The organism is Achromobacter insolitus (genome assembly GCF_002209555.1).
In the GTDB taxonomy this organism is placed as follows: domain Bacteria; phylum Pseudomonadota; class Gammaproteobacteria; order Burkholderiales; family Burkholderiaceae_B; genus Achromobacter; species Achromobacter insolitus.
Genome location: NZ_NJIF01000001.1, coordinates 597,290 through 613,061, shown reverse-complemented (window position 1 = coordinate 613,061; position 15,772 = coordinate 597,290). Strand labels below are relative to the sequence as shown.

Genomic DNA, 15,772 nt, shown 5'->3' with positions numbered 1-15,772 from the left:
GTTGAAATCCCCCTGACATCCCCCTGATAACCGGGGGCGGAGTCGCGGTATTTCGTACAATCTGCACCTATGGAACTAAACCTGCTGGCTTTGGAAACTTCTTCGTCCCGTTGCGGCGTGGCCCTGCTGCGGGCGGCCGATGGCCGCCTGGAGGTCAGTGTCAGGGAACATGAAGGCTCCCAGGAGCACGCGGAACGGCTCTTGCCCATGGCCAACGAGCTGCTGGCGGCCTCCGGACTTGCGCCTTCCGCCTTGCATGCGGTGGCGTTCGGCCAGGGGCCGGGCGGCTTTACCGGCCTGCGGGTGGCTTGCGGCGTGGCTCAAGGCATGGGCTTGGGCCTGGGCATCCCGGTACTTCCCATTGTCTCTCATCAGGCGGTCGCCGCACAGGTGGATGCCACGCCTGCGGACGCGATCGTGGTGGCGCTGGATGCCCGCATGAATGAAGTCTATCTGGCCGTCTACCGCCAGGCGGACGTTTCGGATGGTGAAATTTCCTGGGAAGTCCTGCAGGCGCCGCTACTGATTGCTGCAGCTGAAGTGGTGCCCTGGACCGCCCATCATCTGCCTGGATGGTCGGCCCGCGCGGGCCGGCCGCTGGACCTGCTGCTGGCCGGCGATGCCTGGGATGCCTACGCGTCGGAGATGCAGTCTCCCTGGCGGCGAGCCGCCGGCGCGCAGCGGCCCGAAGCGGCCAGCGTCGCGCGCCTGGGACGCCAGGGCTGGATGCGGGGCGAGGCCCTGGCGCCGGAGCTGGCCGCGCCGCTGTACGTGCGCGACAAGGTGGCGTTCACGACGGCCGAGCGCATGCGCGGCGAGGGCGGCAATCCGAAAGCCCAGTCCTCGCTGGCCGCTTCCGTGCCTCAACCGATGACCGACGCCGATCTGGAAGAGGTCGTGGCGCTGGAAGCGCACGTGCAGGCGTTTCCCTGGACCCGCGGCAATTTCGCCGACGCCCTGGCGGCGGGTTATGGCGCCTGGGTGCTGCGGCGGGAAGGCAAAGTGGCGGGATTCTGCGTGCTGATGTTCGCGCCCGACGTGGCTCACCTGCTCGTGATCGCCGTGGCGAAGCCGTTGCACCGCCAGGGCCTGGGCGGCGTGTTGCTCGATTGGTGTGAACAGCAGGCGCGCGAACGGGGCCTGGAGGGCGTACTGCTGGAAGTGCGCCCGTCCAACGCCTCGGCCATCAGTTTCTATAAGCGGCACGGATATCTGCAGATCGGCATGCGCCGGGGCTATTACCCGGCCGAGAAAGGCGGCAGGGAAGATGCGCTGGTCATGCAGAAGCATTTCGCGGCGGGTGGAGGGGCGGCATGAGCCAGCCCACTGCAGCGCCGCCGTCGGCCGCGCCTCGCGTCAATCCGCTACAGCGCATCTGGCTGCGCGAGATCGGCATGGAGCGGCTGTGGCTGCGTCCGGCGCCGGCCGTCAACCGGCCTGCCGCGGAGCCGCAAGTTCTTGTTTCCAAGGAGGTTTTGCCGCCTTCGGTGCAAACGCCCGCAGCCGAGGCGCCGCCTGCGCCGCGGTCCCCCCAGGTCGGCACGCCGACCGCCCAGGCGCAGGCTCCCGACGCCTCGGCTCCCGCGGAAGCCGTACCTGGACGTCCCGGCATACCTGCGTCGATCCTGAACCGCAGCGGCCCGCCGCCGCGTCCGGTCCCGAAGGTTGAGGCCGAGGCGCCGCCACCGCCGCCGGTCCCTGTGGCCGAAGCGATCCGCAACGCCACGCTGGAAGAAATGCATGACCAGGTCCTCGCCTGCGAGGCCTGTGGCTTGTGCAAGGGCCGGCGCAACGCGGTGTTCGGCCATGGCGGCCAGCCGACCCGCTGGCTGGTGGTGGGCGAGGCTCCTGGCGAGCAGGAAGACCGGCAAGGGCAGCCTTTCGTCGGCCGTTCAGGCCAGTTGCTGGACGCGATGCTGTCCTCGGTGTCCATGAGCCGCGAACGCGATGTGTTCATCACCAATGTCATCAAATGCCGTCCGCCTGGCAACCGCAATCCCAAGCCTGAGGAAATTGCGGCGTGCAGCCCCTACCTGATGCGCCAGATCGCGCTGCTCAAGCCTGAGCGGATCCTGGTGCTGGGGCGTTTTGCGGCACAGACGCTGCTGGGCACCGACGCCACCATAGGCAGCCTGCGGGGCCGCATCCACCAGCTGAAGACCGACGAGGGTCTGGAGATTCCGGTGGTTGTGAGCTACCACCCCGCTTATCTGCTGCGCAGTCCGAGCGAGAAGGCGCGCGCGTGGCAAGACTTGCGGCTGGCGGTTGCGCGGTTGGGCTGAGGTCGGCGCCGCTGGATCTGCGGACCAAATAAAAAAACCGGGCCATCGCCCGGTTTTTTTCGTTCTGAACCTGCTTGCGTCTAGTGCGAGGAGTCCAGTGCGCGGCCGTGGCCTTCCTGGCCGATCTGATCGTGCAATTCGGGGTTGGCCTGCAGATTGCGCTTGCTCCAGCGCATGAAGACCACCATCAGCACGGCGACCACGGTGCCGAAAATCACAATGATGATGTTGATGGGCAGCTGCAGCCACAGCAGCACGGTATACATGGCCACCATCAACAGGATGTTGAGCTGTTCGTTGAAGTTCTGCACGGCGATGGAGTGGCCCGCCGACAGCAGCACGTGGCCGCGGTGTTGCAGCAGCGCGTTCATCGGCACCACGAAGAAACCGGCCAGGCCGCCCGTGATCAGCAGCAGCAGGTAGACGCTCCAGGGTGAGTAGACCAGCGGCATCAGGAGCACGACCAGACCCATGGCGGCGCCGACCGGCAGGACGGCCAGGGCGCGCCGCAGCGGAATGCGGCCAGCCAGGATGGATCCGACCACCGTGCCCAGCGCGGCCACGCCCATCAGCATCGAGGCTTTATCCAGCTGGTATCCGAGGTGGCTGCGGCCCCATTCGATGACGATCAGCTGCAGGGTGGCGCCGGCGCCCCAGAATAGCGTGGTGACGGCCAGCGAGATCTGGCCCAGCTTGTCCTTCCAGAGCACGCGGACGTAGCCCCAGAACGTGCGCACGAGCCGGACGGGATTCTTCTGCTGCGGCGGGTAGCGCACGTGGGTGTGCGGAATCATCAGGTTGCACAGCGCCGCCAGCAGGTACACGAACGAGATGACCAGGATCGCGGCCTCGGCCGGGGTGTGGACCAGCTTGCCGATGAAGGAATGGCTGAGCAGGGCGGTGGAAACGGAGGAGGAAATCAGCAGGCCGCCCAGGACCGTGCCCAGGATGATGGAGAAGACCGTCAGGCCTTCGATCCAGCTATTGCCCTTGACCAGCATGGCCGGGGGCAGCATTTCCGTGACGATGCCGTACTTGGCGGGAGAATAGGCCGCGGCGCCGATGCCGACGATGCCATAGGCCGCACAGACCAGGTAGGTCTGGTATTGGGGGGCGACGCCGATGCTGGCATACGAGAACATCAGCATGCAGCCGGCGACCTTCAGGGCGTTGGTGGAGAACATCACGCGGCCCTTGGGGAAAGAGTCCGCCAGCGCGCCGACAAAGGCGGCCAGGACGACGTAAGCCAGCGCGAACGACCACTTCATCATGGGTGCCAGCCAGTCCGGCCCATGCAGTTCCTGTATCAAGGCGATGGCTGCGATGAACAGCGCATTGTCCGCCAATGACGAGAAGGCCTGCGCGGCCATGACCAGATAGAAACCACGTTTCAAGAATGTCCCCGTTCTTTGGCCTGGCCCCGGCCAGTCCGCGTGAAAATTTATGTGTCGTGCAAAAAAGTGTCAGGGAGTATAGCCGGAGCCCCGGTGGCAGCCATTGAGCGTTTGCCCGTGGATTGACCGCCGGCAAGCCTTAGGGACAACGCGCCTTGACCCTTGCTGACGTTTGGGGACAGACTGCCTGCGGTATCATACGACCCATCTGTGCGCCGGCCCTACAGGGGCCGGTTTGCAATCTGTGCGGCAGGTCCGTTAACGCCTTTCGTTCAACCCACCCCGTCGTCATCGTATTGTGCGTCTTACTCAGCTAAAACTCGCCGGCTTCAAGTCCTTTGTCGATCCCACCGTGATTCCCGTGCCCAGCCAACTGGTGGGCGTGGTGGGTCCCAATGGCTGCGGGAAATCGAACATCATCGACGCCGTGCGCTGGGTGCTGGGCGAGGCCAAGGCCTCGGAACTGCGCGGCGAGTCCATGCAGGACGTCATTTTCAACGGTTCCGGCAACCGCAAGCCTGCGGCGCGGGCTTCGGTGGAGATGGTGTTCGACAACAGCGAAGGCCGCGCGGCCGGCCAATGGAGCACGTACGCGGAAATCGCGGTGCGCCGCGTGCTGACCCGCGACGGCACCAGCAGCTATTTCGTCAATAACCAGCAGGTCCGCCGCCGCGACATTCACGACATCTTCCTGGGCACCGGCCTGGGCGCCCGCGGCTACGCCATCATCGGCCAGGGCATGATCAACCGCCTGATCGAGGCGCGCCCGGAAGAGTTGCGGGTGTTCCTGGAAGAGGCGGCCGGCGTGTCCCGCTACAAGGAACGGCGCCGCGAAACCGAAAACCGCCTGTCCGACACGCGCGAGAACCTGACCCGCGTCGAAGACATCCTGCGCGAGCTCAACAGCCAGCTCGAAAAACTGGAAGCACAGGCCGAAGTGGCCACGCGCTACCGCGAACTCCAGGCGGACGGCGAAAAGAAGCAGCATGCGCTGTGGTTCCTGAAGGAAACCGGGGCGCGTGAAGAGCGCGCCAAGAAAGCCCAGGAGATGGCGCAGGCCCAGAACGAACTGGAAGCCGCCATTGCCGGCTTGCGGGCGGGCGAGGCCGCGCTGGAGTCCCGGCGCCAGGCCCACTACGCCGCCAGCGACGCCGTCCATGCCGCCCAAGGCGCGCTGTACGAGGCCAATGCCCAGGTCAGCCGCCTGGAAGCCGAAATCCGCCATGTCGTCGATTCCCGCAACCGCCTGCAGGCGCGCCGGGATCAGCTGCAGCAGCAGATCGGCGAGTGGACTGCCCAACGCGAACATTGCACCGAACAGATCGCGCAGGCCGAGGAAGACCTCGCTGCCGGCGCCGCCCGCACGGAAGAGGCGCGCGCCAAGGCCGAGGACGCCCAGGCCGCGCTGCCGGCCGTGGAACAGCGCGTGCGCGAAGCCGCCTCCGGGCGCGACGAGATGCGCGCCGCACTGGCGCGGGTTGAACAGAACCTCGCCCTGGTGGCGCAGTCGCAGCGCGACGCGGACCGCCAGATGCAGGCCCTGGAGCAGCGCCGCGAGCGTCTGCAGCAGGAATTGCGCGAACTCCACAGTCCGGATCCGGTGCGGCTGGAACAACTGGCCGGCGACCGCGTCGCCGGCGAGGACCAGCTCGAGGAAGCCCAGGAGGAACTGGCCACCCTGGAAGGCCGCGTGCCGGAAGCGGATGCCGAGCGCAGCCGCGCCCAGGCGGCCGCCCAGACCGAGGTGCAGAATCTGGCTCGCCTGGAGGCCCGTCTTTCGGCGCTGGTGAAGCTGCAGGAAGACGTGCAGAAGCAGGGCGCGCTGGAGCCTTGGCTGGCCAAGCATGAGCTGGCCGGGCTGTCGCGCCTGTGGCAGAAATTGCACATTGAGCCCGGCTGGGAAACCGCCCTCGAGGCCGCCCTGCGCGAGCGCATGGCCTCCATGGAAGTGCGCAACCTGGATTGGGCCCGCGCCTTCGCCGAGGACGCGCCGCCCGCCCGGTTGGCCTTCTACCAGTTGCCGGTGGCGGCGCCCACGCCGGCCGCGCCGGCCGGTCTGACGTCGCTGGCCAGCCTGCTGCGCATTACCGATCCCGACCTGCGCACGCTGCTCAACGAATGGCTGGGCGGCATCTACACGGCTACCGACGTGACCCAGGCCCTGGCCATGCGCGCCAGCCTGCCCGCTGGCGGCGCCTGCGTGGTCAAGGCCGGCCACCTGGTCGATGCCCATAGCGTGCGCTTCTACGCGCCGGATTCCGAACAGGCCGGGCTGCTGGCCCGCCAGCAGGAAATCGAGAACCTGCAGCGCGAGATCAAGGCGCAGCAACTGATCGCAGACCAGGCGCGCGCCGCGGTCGCCCGCGCCGAAGCCGCCTGGCAGCAAGTGTCCCAGGCCATTGCGCCAGCCCGCCAGCGCGTGGCCGAGGTCACCCGCCGGGTGCACGACATCCAGCTTGAACATTCGCGCCTGCAGCAGCAGGCCGAGCAGTCCGGCGAACGCGCCTCGCGCCTGCGCCAGGACCTGGAAGAGATCAAGGTCCAGGAAGAAGACCTGCGCGCCACCCGCGAAGAAGCCGAGGCCCGCTTCGAGGCGCTGGACGAAGAGCTGGCCGAACACCAATCCCGGTTCGCCGACGCCGAGATCGACGGTGAGACCCTGGCGGCGCAGGCCGAAGCCGCCCGCGCCGGCCTGCGCGAACTGGAACGCGCCGCCCAGGAAGCCGAATTCGCCGAACGCGGCATCCAGGTCCGCATTACCGACCTGCAACGCAACCAGCAACTGGCTGCCGATCAGAGCCAGCGTGGCAGCGTCGAGCTGGAACAGCTGCTGGTGGACTTGGCCGAACTGGACGCCTCGGCATCCCAGGCGGGCCTGCAGGACGCGTTGGAAGTGCGCGCCGAGCGCGAGGAAGCCCTGTCGCGTGCGCGCCAGGAACTCGAAAACCTGGCGGCTTTGCTGCGCGGCGCGGACGAAGACCGTCTGCAGCAGGAGCAGACGCTGGAGCCGCGGCGCGCCCGCATCATGGAACTGCAACTACAGGAGCAGGCCGCCCGCCTGGCCGAAGAACAGTTCACCGAGCAACTGAACGCGCGCGAGGTCGACCGCGAGGCGCTGGCCCAGGATCTGGCCAACCAGCCCGACGAATGGCGCCGCGCAAGCTGGCTGCAGTCGGAAGTCAGCCGTATTTCGCGCCAGATCGAAGCCCTGGGCTCGGTCAACCTGGCGGCGCTGGACGAACTGAACACCTCGCGCGAGCGCAAGGGCTTCCTGGATTCTCAGCATCAGGACCTGATGACCGCCATCGAGACTCTCGAGGACGCCATCCGCAAGATCGACCGCGAGACCCGAGAACTGCTGCAAGAGACCTTCAACGTCGTCAACGGCCATTTTGGCGAGCTTTTCCCCAAGCTGTTTGGCGGCGGAGAGGCCAAGCTGACCATGACGGGCGAGGAAATCCTCGACGCCGGGGTCCAGGTCATGGCCCAGCCTCCGGGCAAGCGCAACAGCACCATCCACCTGCTGTCCGGCGGCGAAAAGGCCCTGACCGCCACCGCGCTGGTGTTTGCGCTGTTCAAGCTCAACCCCGCGCCGTTCTGCCTGCTGGACGAGGTGGACGCGCCGCTGGACGACGCCAACACGGAGCGCTATGCGAACCTGGTCGCCAACATGAGCGAGCAGACCCAGTTCCTCTTCATCTCGCACAACAAGATCGCGATGCAGATGGCCAAGCAACTGATCGGTGTAACCATGCAAGAGCAAGGGGTTTCGCGTATCGTTGCGGTAGACATAGACTCGGCCGTCCAGATGATGGCCTCCGAAGCGGCATAAACCCAATATTCAGAAGGGCGTCGGGGTTTCGGCGCGGGATTTATACATGAGTGATTTGCAGATCGGGCTGATAGCCCTGGGCGTATTGCTGATACTGCTGGTGCTGGGATTCAACTGGTGGCAGGACCGACGTGTCCGTCGCAAGATGCAGACCCATTTCCCATCCTCCGAACAGGATCCGCTCTTGGGGGCGGGGGCCGGGGTGGCCGCCGGCGCGGCATCGGCAACGGGCGCGGCAGCGCGCCGCGAACCCGGCATGGGAGGCGATGCGCCTCGCGCGCAGCCCGGCCAGCCGGTGCCGGTTGACCCCGGTAGCGATGCCGACGATACCGAAGAGCCCGATCCCGCCTGCGAGGTGGTCATCGAGATCAACTTCGCTGAAGCGGTGCGCGGTGCCGACCTGCTGCCCTACATGCAAAGCCTGCGCCACGTGGGCCGCAAGCCCATGCGCGTGTTCGCCGAAACCGACCAGCGCCGCCATCGCGCGCGCGTTCATGCCGGCGAATCCTATGCCTCCATGCAACTGGCTGTGCTGCTGGCCAACCGCAGCGGCCCATTGACCGCCATCGAATGGTCGCAGGCCTGGGCCCGCGCCCAGGACATGGCCGAGCGTTTCGACGCCACCATCGAAGGTCCGGACCAGCAAGCCGTGCTTGAGCAAGGCGCCCGCCTGGACGATACCTGCGCTGCCCTGGATACCCAGGTTGGCCTGACCCTGCTGCTGGGCACGGCCCAGCCGGCCGCCGAAGTCCTGGCCGTGGCTCGCGACCTCGGCTTCGTCGCCGACGGCAGCCGCCTGGCCTGGCCGGCGGAAAACGGCGTGGCCCGCTTCACGCTGGCGCGCGCCGATGGCGCGGCGTTCGATGCCGGCATGGGCGGAATCGAACGCCTGTACCTGTTGCTGGACGTTCCCTGCAGCCCGGCGGACAGCCGCGCCTTCGGCCGCATGGTCGACGTGGGCCGCGACCTGGCCGCCCGCCTGCGCGCGGACCTGGTCGACGACCAGGGCAAGCCGCTGGCCGACGGGTCGGAAACGGTCATCGACGAGCGTCTGCAGGTGTTGTTCGGCCAGCTCGAACAAGCGGGCCTGCCCGCCGGCAGCGAGCGCGCCCAAAGGGTGTTTGCCTAAATGAGCGGCGCGTCTGGCGGTGAAAACCCGGCGCAAGCCGCGGCGCGCCTGCGCGCCGAGATTGAACAGCACAACGTCCGCTACTACGTCTACGACGATCCGTCGATATCGGACGCCGAGTACGACGGGCTGATGCGGGAACTGCAGGCCCTGGAGGCCGAGCATCCTGAACTGGTGACGCCGGAGTCCCCCACGCAGCGCGTGGGCGCGGCGCCTGTCTCCGCCTTTGGCAGCGTGCGCCATGTGGTGCCCATGCTCTCCCTGGGCAATGCCTTCGACGAAGAGGACGTGCTGGCTTTCGACCGCCGCGTGACCGACACGCTGCGCGGCGCGGGCCTGCTGGGGCCGGCCCAGGAAGCCGATTACTTCTGCGAGCTCAAGCTGGATGGGCTGGCGATCAGCCTGCGCTACGAGAACGGCCGCCTGGTGCAGGCCGCCACGCGCGGCGATGGCCAGACGGGCGAGGACGTCACCTCGAACATCCGCACGATCAAAGCGATTCCGCTGCAGCTCAAGGGCTCATTTCCGCAGGTGCTGGAAGTCCGCGGCGAAGTACTCATGAACCGCGCCGACTTTGAAAAACTGAATCAGGCCCAGGCCAAGCGCGACGAGAAAGTCTTCGTCAATCCGCGCAATGCGGCGGCTGGCAGCCTGCGCCAGCTGGATCCGCGCATCACCGCCAAGCGGCCGTTGCGCTTTTTTGCCTATGGTTGGGGCGAGGTCCAGGGTTTGGCGGGCACACAGGGCGGCTTGTTCGCCGAGGCATCGGCGGGCGCGGCCCAGGCGTCGCAGTTGCCCGAAAAATCCCATGGCGCGATGCTGGACTGGCTCGCTTCGCTGGGGCTGCCGGTGAACGTGAAGCACAATCACCGCGCCAGCGGCGCCGAGGGCCTGATGGCCTTTTACGCCAAGGTCGGACAGTTGCGGGCCGAACTGCCCTACGACATCGACGGCGTGGTCTACAAAGTGGATTCGCTCCCGGCTCAGAAGGTGCTGGGTTTCGTGGCGCGCGCGCCGCGCTTTGCGCTGGCGCATAAGTTCGCCGCCGAAGAAGCCACCACCACCTTGCTCGACATCGAAGTGCAGGTGGGCCGCACTGGCGCCATTACGCCCGTTGCGCGCCTGAAGCCGGTGTTCGTGGGCGGAGTTACCGTTACCAACGCCACCCTGCATAACGAGGACGAAATCCGCCGCAAGGATGTGCGCATCGGCGACACGGTCATCGTGCGCCGCGCGGGCGACGTGATCCCCGAGGTGCTGGCGCCCGTGCTCGACAAGCGGCCGGACGATGCCCGCGAATTCGTCATGCCCACGGCCTGTCCGGTCTGCGGTTCCGCCATCGAACGCCTGGAAGACGAAACCATCGCGCGCTGCACGGGCGGCCTGTTCTGCGGGGCGCAGCGCAAGCAGACGCTGTGGCACGCCGCCAGCCGCAAGGCGCTGGACATCGAAGGCCTGGGTGAGAAGCTGGTCGATCAGTTGGTCGACAGCGGCCGGGTCAAGACCTTGGCGGATCTTTACAGCTTGCGCCCGCTGGAGCTGGTGGGCCTGGACCGCATGGGCCAGAAGTCGGCCGACAATCTGGTGGCGGCCATCGACAAGGCGCGCGCGCCGGCGCTGAGCCGGTTGCTGTTCGCGCTGGGCATCCGCCACGTGGGCGAAACCACGGCGCGAGACGTGGCTCGCCATTTCGGCAGCATCGAGGCCATCATGGACGCCGATGAGGACGCCCTGTCCTCGGTGCCCGATGTCGGGCCGGTTGTGGCGGCGTCGATCCGCCGCTTCTTTGCCGAGCAGCACAACCGCGACGTCATCGAACAACTGAAAGCGCAAGGAGTGAACCCGGTAGCCGAGGCGGCGCCGCAAGGCACGACCCTGGCCGGCAAGACCTTTGTGTTGACCGGGACGCTGCCCAACTGGACGCGCGAAGAGGCCTCCATGCGCATCCAGGCGGCGGGCGGCAAGGTCAGCGGTTCGGTGTCCAAGAAAACGGCCTATCTGGTTGCTGGCGAGGATTCCGGCAGCAAACTGACCAAGGCCCAGGAACTGGGCGTGGCCGTGCTGGACGAGGACGGGCTGAAGGCCCTGCTGGGCGAGCAGGGCGGTTGAGGCCGCCCGGCCTGTAGAGCCGGTCAGATGGTGCTGCGAGGCATCATGTCGAGGATGGCAGCGGCTGCGCGCTGCAAGGCCGGCAAATGCTGCCGCTTCAATTCGTCGGGCTGGCGGGATCCGAGCACCATGCTGACGCTCAGGCCTGCCACCGCGCGGCCTTCATGGTTGTACAGCGGCACTGCCACGCCCGCGAATCCGTCCACCAATTCACTGACCGAAATGCAGTAGCCGTCCTGGCGCACCTGCCGGATCAGCTTGCGCAAGGCGCTGCGCGACACCGTGGTATAGGGCGTCAGCCGCTTCAGGTCGGCGCTTTCCAGATAGGCATCGAGCGCCTCGTCGTCCAGCGTCGACAGCAGCGTGCGGCCCAGCGAGTGGGCGTAGGCGGGCAGGCGGCTGCCCACCGACAGGTCCAGCTTGAGCAGCTTGGGGCCTTCTTCGCGCGCCAGGAACACGACGTGTTGCCTGTCCAGCACGCCCAATGAGCAGGTTTCTCCCACGGTCTGCGCGACTTCGCGCATGGTCGCGCGGGTCAGCTTGGGCAGGCTCAGCGAAGCGAAATAGGCATACCCCAGATCCATGACCTTGGGCGTAGGCGAAAAATTCCTGCCGTCCTGCCGCACATAGCCTAGCTTTTCCAGCGTCAACAGTATGCGCCGCGACGCCGCGCGCGTGACGTCCAGTTGCTCGGCCGCTTCCTGCACCGTCACGCTCGCCACGCCCGTGGCATAGATCTGCAGCAATTGCAGGCCGTTGGCCAGGCTGTCGAGAAACTCCTCTTTTCTTTCTTTGGGTTCCGGCAATGTCGTGTCCATGTATCGGCGGTCTTGTCGTTGAAGGCTCGATTGTAGTTTGACATCCGCCGCAATCTTCATAAAATGCCAATTAGCGAACAATTGTTCGTTAATTAGATGGGTCGGCCAGGGCACCCCGCCCGGTACGCCCCGCATATATGGAGACATGCCATGTGCAGGAGACTAATGCGCGCCTTGGGCGCATGCGCCCTGGCGGCGGGGATGGCGGCCAGTTCCGCCGCCGGCGCGGCCGAGGCCTATCCCAGCAAACCCATCCGTTTCGTGGTGCCGGCCGCGGCTGGGGGACCCACCGAAATCGTCACGCGGCTGCTGGCCGAGCGCATGACGCAGAGCATGGGCGTATCCGTCATCGTCGAGGCCAAGCCTGGGGCGGGCGGCAATATCGGTGCGGACGCGGTGGCGAAGTCGGCGCCTGACGGCTACACCATTCTCATGGGCACCATCGGCACCAACGCCATCAACCAGACGTTGTACAAGTCCATGCCGTTCCAGCCGCTGAAAGACTTCACGGCGGTGACGCAGGTGGTGTCGTATCCGTTGGTCGTGGTGGTCAATCCCAAGCTCCCGATCTATTCGGTGGCGGATTTGATCGCCTACGCCCGTGCCAACCCGGGCAAGCTCAACCGCGCTTCGGGCGGCAGCGGCACGTCCATGCACATGTCCGGTGAGCTGTTCAACGAGATGGCGGGCGTGCAGATGCAGCACATCCCCTACAAGGGCAGCCTGCCCGCGCTGACGGACGTGATCGGCGGCCAGGCCGACCTGGCGTTCGACAGCCTGGTCATCGCGCAGCCGCTGATCAAGGCCGGCAAGCTGCGCGCCATCGCCGTGACCGGTCCGAAGCGTTCTCCCGCTGCGCCCGACATCCCCACCGTGGCCGAAACCGTGCCCGGATATGCCATGACGTCATGGATCGGCGTGTTCGCGCCTGCCGGCACCCCGCGCCCCATCGTCGATCGCCTGCAGCAGGAAATCGCCCGGGCGTTGGCCGATCCCCGAGTGCGGGAACAACTGGTCTCGCAGGCTGCCGACCCGGTGGCCAGCAAGCCCGACGACTTCGCCCGCTTTACCGCCGACGAAACCGAGAAATGGGCCCCCGTGGTCAAGGCCTCCGGCGCGTCGGTTTCCTGAATCCCCAAATAGGAGCGATACATGCAGTCCATCGATTTTCAGGCGCGCCGCAAGCGCGTTGCCCAGCACGCGCGCGAACTCGGGTTTGACGCCTATCTTGGCACTCGCCAGGGCGCGCTGCATTACCTGAGCGGGGCGTTCATGCCGTGGCGCGGCGCCGTGCTGGTCACGGCGGACGGGCGCTGCGAGTTCATCTACTGGGCCATGGACGCCTCGCGGGTGCGGGCGGAAGGCCACGAGATGGAAATGTACGAGTTCGAATTCTCGGACTTTCCGCAATTGATACGCCAGCGCCTGGAACACCATGGCCTGACGCGGGGCAAGGTCGCGCTGGACCTGTCGCATCCGGGCGCCGCGCAGGTGGCGCCGGGCATGCTCACCGCCGCCGAATACTTCGACCTGTCCAGCCACTTGCCCGACATCCGCTTCGAAAACGGCGTGGACGTTATCGACGATGTCATGCTGATCAAGGACGGGGCCGAGATAGAGCGCCTGCGCCACGCCGCGGAGGTCTCGGATTACGGCTTCGAGCAGGGCATGAATGCAGTGCGGGCGGGCGCGACCGAGAACGAAATCGCCGGGGAAATCGAGCGCGCGATCCGGCAGCGGGGCAGCACCTGGTCCTGGGCTGTGACCGGGGGCACCGAAGTGGGCGCCGGCGAACGCACGGGATTCCTGCGCGGCGTTACCCAGCAGGCGACGGACCGCGCCATCCGGCCGAACGAATTCGTGATCCTGGACCTGCATCCCTTGCTGGACCTATATATGGCGGATACCGCGTTGCCTGTCTTCCTGGGCAAGCCGGACTCCGTCCAGAGCAAGCTGATCGATTGCTGGGAAGACACCGTGCAGACCATGCTTGCGTCCCTTACGCCCGGCCGCCCGATCGCGGAGTGCGCCAGCCGCGGCATCGCCGTGTTTGAAAAACATGGCTTGAGCGAGTTCGGGCTGCCGCTGTTCGGCCATGGCCTGGGCACCTGCGCGCGGACCCGGCCGTTTATCAATCTGCGCAGCCGCGACATCGTCACCCCGGGCATGGTGGTGGCGCTGGGCACGCACCTGTACCGCCCGGGCGTGGGCGGCATGCGGTTGGAATACCCGGTGTTGATCGGAGAGCATGGCGCAGAGCCCCTGGTGCGTACCGAGGCCCGCGTGCATCGCCTTCCCTGAACCTTGGCAGGAGTCTGATCATGAAAGCGATTCCCTTGAGCCCGCTGATCGGCGCGGCCGTGCATGGCGTGGACCTGGAAACTCTCGACGACACCGCGTTCGAGGACGTGAACCAGCTGTTCCTGCGCCACCAACTGCTGGTCTTCAAGAACCAGCGCCTGTCGCCCGAGGGCCAACTGCGTTTCAGCCGCCGCCTGGGCGAGCTGGATATCCATGTGCTCGCCCAGTACAACCATCCTGAATATCCCGAGATATTCGTGCTGTCCAACGAGGTAAAGAACGGCGTGCCGGCAGGCATCGCCGACGGCGGTTCGTACTGGCATTCGGACTTCGCCTTCCGCGAATGCCCGGCCAAGGCCACTATCCTCAATGCCCAATTGATCCCGCCGGAAGGCGGCAATACCTTGTTCGTCAACATGTACCGGGCATACGAGGAACTGGACGGCGGCATTCAAGCCCAGCTGGCAGGCTTGCGGGCAGTGCACCGCTACCGGCGCAAGAATACCCGCGCCGAGGAGGGCACCCAGGTAAAGATGGACGCGAGCCAGTTGGCCGGCACGCCGGACGTGGAGCACCCCATTGTGCGCACGCACCCTGAAACAGGCCGCAAGGCGCTGTACGTCCATCCCGGCATGACGGCCGAGGTGTCCGGCTGGGGCGAGGCGGACAGCCAGGAACTGCTGGAACGCCTGTTCGCGCATTGCACGCAGCAGAAGTACCAATACGCGCTGCAATGGGAGCCGGGCGACGTGGTCATGTGGGACAACCGCTGCGTGATGCACAAGGCAACCACGCGCGAACTGCCAGCCAGCATGCGGCGTACGATCTATCGCACGACGGTCATGGGCGAACGTCCCATCTAGGAGGGTCCGGTGTCCGCCAGCCCGTCTTCGGATCACGCCGCAGGCGTGATGCAATTCGACGCCCTGCCGCTGGAAAGCGGCAAGCGGCTCGCGCCGGCGCGGCTGGCGTGGTCCCGCTATGGTCCGGCGCCGGACCGAGCGCGCGCCGTGGTCCTGCTGCTGCACGGCATATCCGGCAGCCAGCAGGCGCTGAAGGCGGACGAGGGAGAGGCCTATCCCGACGCCGGGTGGGCGAGCCCTTGGCTGGGGCCCGGGGCGGCGCTGGACACACGCGATACTTGCGTGCTGGCGCCCAACGCGCTGGGTTCCTGTTTTGGCAGCAGCGCGCCGGTGGGCGCGGCCGCCAGCACATTTCCCGACGTGTCGATTGCCGATGGGGTGCGCCTTCAGGGGGAATGGCTGCGCGCCATCGGCGTCAAGCGGCTGGACGCGGTGTTGGGCTATTCCTATGGCGGTTATCAGGCCTTCCAGTGGGCGGTGGCCGCGCCGTTGCCGATCGGGCGGGCGGTGGTGCTGGCCTCGGCGCCGCGTGGCGGTGGCAGCATGGCGGATGCGCAGCGCCTGCGCCGGATCGCTGCCGCCCTGGACGCGGGCGATGCGGATGCGAGGCGAGAATGGGTCGAGTTGCGGTGCGCGACCTTGCGGCGCTATGGCTACGCGCGATGGTTGGCGGACGCCCGTGAGCCCGATGCGGAATCGCGCTTGCAGGCCGAGGCGCAAGCCTGGGCGGGGCGCTTTTCGCCGTGGTCCATGGCGGCGCTCAGGACGTCCGCCTGCCGCTACGACGCCCGGGCAGCATTGTTGGAGACAGCCACGCCCGTGCGGTGGCTGCGCTGCGTGTCGGATGAGCTGTTTGCGCCGGATGATCCAGACGCCCGGGCCCAGGCCCCATATCCCGCTAACGTCGTCCAAGTCAGCGTGGACGGGCGCTATGGCCATCTGTCGCCGCTGCTGGAAGGGCGGTTGTGGGAACCCCATCTGAAGCAGGCGCTGGCCTAGGTTGGAGCCACGCCTATTGGGAGCGCCCAACGCAGGCGCAAAAAA

At 66.7% G+C, this 15,772-nt stretch carries 11 protein-coding genes; 9 read left to right on the top strand and 2 right to left on the bottom strand.

From position 1 onward, the window contains the following. Positions 1 to 69 precede the first annotated feature (69 nt). Both CEY08_RS02725 and CEY08_RS02720 read left to right on the top strand, forming a co-directional pair. Entirely contained in the window at positions 70 to 1,317 is a 1,248-nt protein-coding gene (locus CEY08_RS02725; RefSeq protein ID WP_063959855.1) for a bifunctional tRNA (adenosine(37)-N6)-threonylcarbamoyltransferase complex dimerization subunit type 1 TsaB/ribosomal protein alanine acetyltransferase RimI, read from the top strand. Next, positions 1,314 to 2,282: a uracil-DNA glycosylase gene (locus CEY08_RS02720; protein ID WP_076815841.1), complete on the top strand. Its 969-nt coding sequence runs from the start codon at positions 1,314 to 1,316 to the stop codon at positions 2,280 to 2,282. Before CEY08_RS02725 ends, CEY08_RS02720 begins: the two co-directional genes overlap by 4 nt. A gap of 80 nt (positions 2,283 to 2,362) precedes the next feature. On the opposite strand, the gene lplT is transcribed toward CEY08_RS02720, so the two are convergent. Further along, complete coding sequence (lplT, locus tag CEY08_RS02715; protein ID WP_063642034.1) at positions 2,363 to 3,676, bottom strand: lysophospholipid transporter LplT; 1,314 nt, start codon at positions 3,674 to 3,676, stop codon at positions 2,363 to 2,365. 298 nt (positions 3,677 to 3,974) lie between these two features. On the opposite strand from lplT, the gene smc reads away from it, so the two are divergent. The 3 genes from smc to ligA are packed head-to-tail and all read left to right on the top strand — an operon-like array spanning position 3,975 to position 10,746. Then, positions 3,975 to 7,508, top strand: a complete 3,534-nt coding sequence (gene smc / locus CEY08_RS02710) for a chromosome segregation protein SMC (RefSeq protein WP_076815839.1) — start codon at positions 3,975 to 3,977, stop codon at positions 7,506 to 7,508. 46 nt (positions 7,509 to 7,554) lie between these two features. Then, positions 7,555 to 8,637: a cell division protein ZipA C-terminal FtsZ-binding domain-containing protein gene (locus CEY08_RS02705; protein ID WP_088607578.1), complete on the top strand. Its 1,083-nt coding sequence runs from the start codon at positions 7,555 to 7,557 to the stop codon at positions 8,635 to 8,637. Next, entirely contained in the window at positions 8,638 to 10,746 is a 2,109-nt protein-coding gene (ligA, locus tag CEY08_RS02700) for an NAD-dependent DNA ligase LigA (RefSeq protein WP_076815837.1), read from the top strand. Between the two features lie 23 nt (positions 10,747 to 10,769). Here ligA and CEY08_RS02695 read toward each other — a convergent pair whose 3' ends face one another. Continuing rightward, positions 10,770 to 11,564, bottom strand: coding sequence for an IclR family transcriptional regulator domain-containing protein (locus CEY08_RS02695; RefSeq protein ID WP_082884696.1), 795 nt, complete (start codon positions 11,562 to 11,564; stop codon positions 10,770 to 10,772). A gap of 150 nt (positions 11,565 to 11,714) precedes the next feature. Between CEY08_RS02695 and CEY08_RS02690 the strand changes: the two genes are divergently transcribed. Genes CEY08_RS02690 through CEY08_RS02675 form a run of 4 tightly spaced genes read left to right on the top strand, consistent with a single transcriptional unit; the run spans position 11,715 to position 15,727 of the window. Next, a complete protein-coding gene (locus CEY08_RS02690; protein ID WP_082900529.1) occupies positions 11,715 to 12,695 on the top strand; it encodes a tripartite tricarboxylate transporter substrate binding protein in 981 nt (326 codons plus the stop codon). Positions 12,696 to 12,716: 21 nt separating this feature from the next. Next, a complete protein-coding gene (locus CEY08_RS02685) occupies positions 12,717 to 13,865 on the top strand; it encodes a M24 family metallopeptidase (RefSeq protein ID WP_076815835.1) in 1,149 nt (382 codons plus the stop codon). 20 nt (positions 13,866 to 13,885) lie between these two features. Next, positions 13,886 to 14,728, top strand: a complete 843-nt coding sequence (locus CEY08_RS02680; RefSeq protein ID WP_063959851.1) for a TauD/TfdA dioxygenase family protein — start codon at positions 13,886 to 13,888, stop codon at positions 14,726 to 14,728. Positions 14,729 to 14,737: 9 nt separating this feature from the next. Then, entirely contained in the window at positions 14,738 to 15,727 is a 990-nt protein-coding gene (locus tag CEY08_RS02675; protein ID WP_076815833.1) for an alpha/beta fold hydrolase, read from the top strand. Positions 15,728 to 15,772 lie beyond the last annotated feature (45 nt).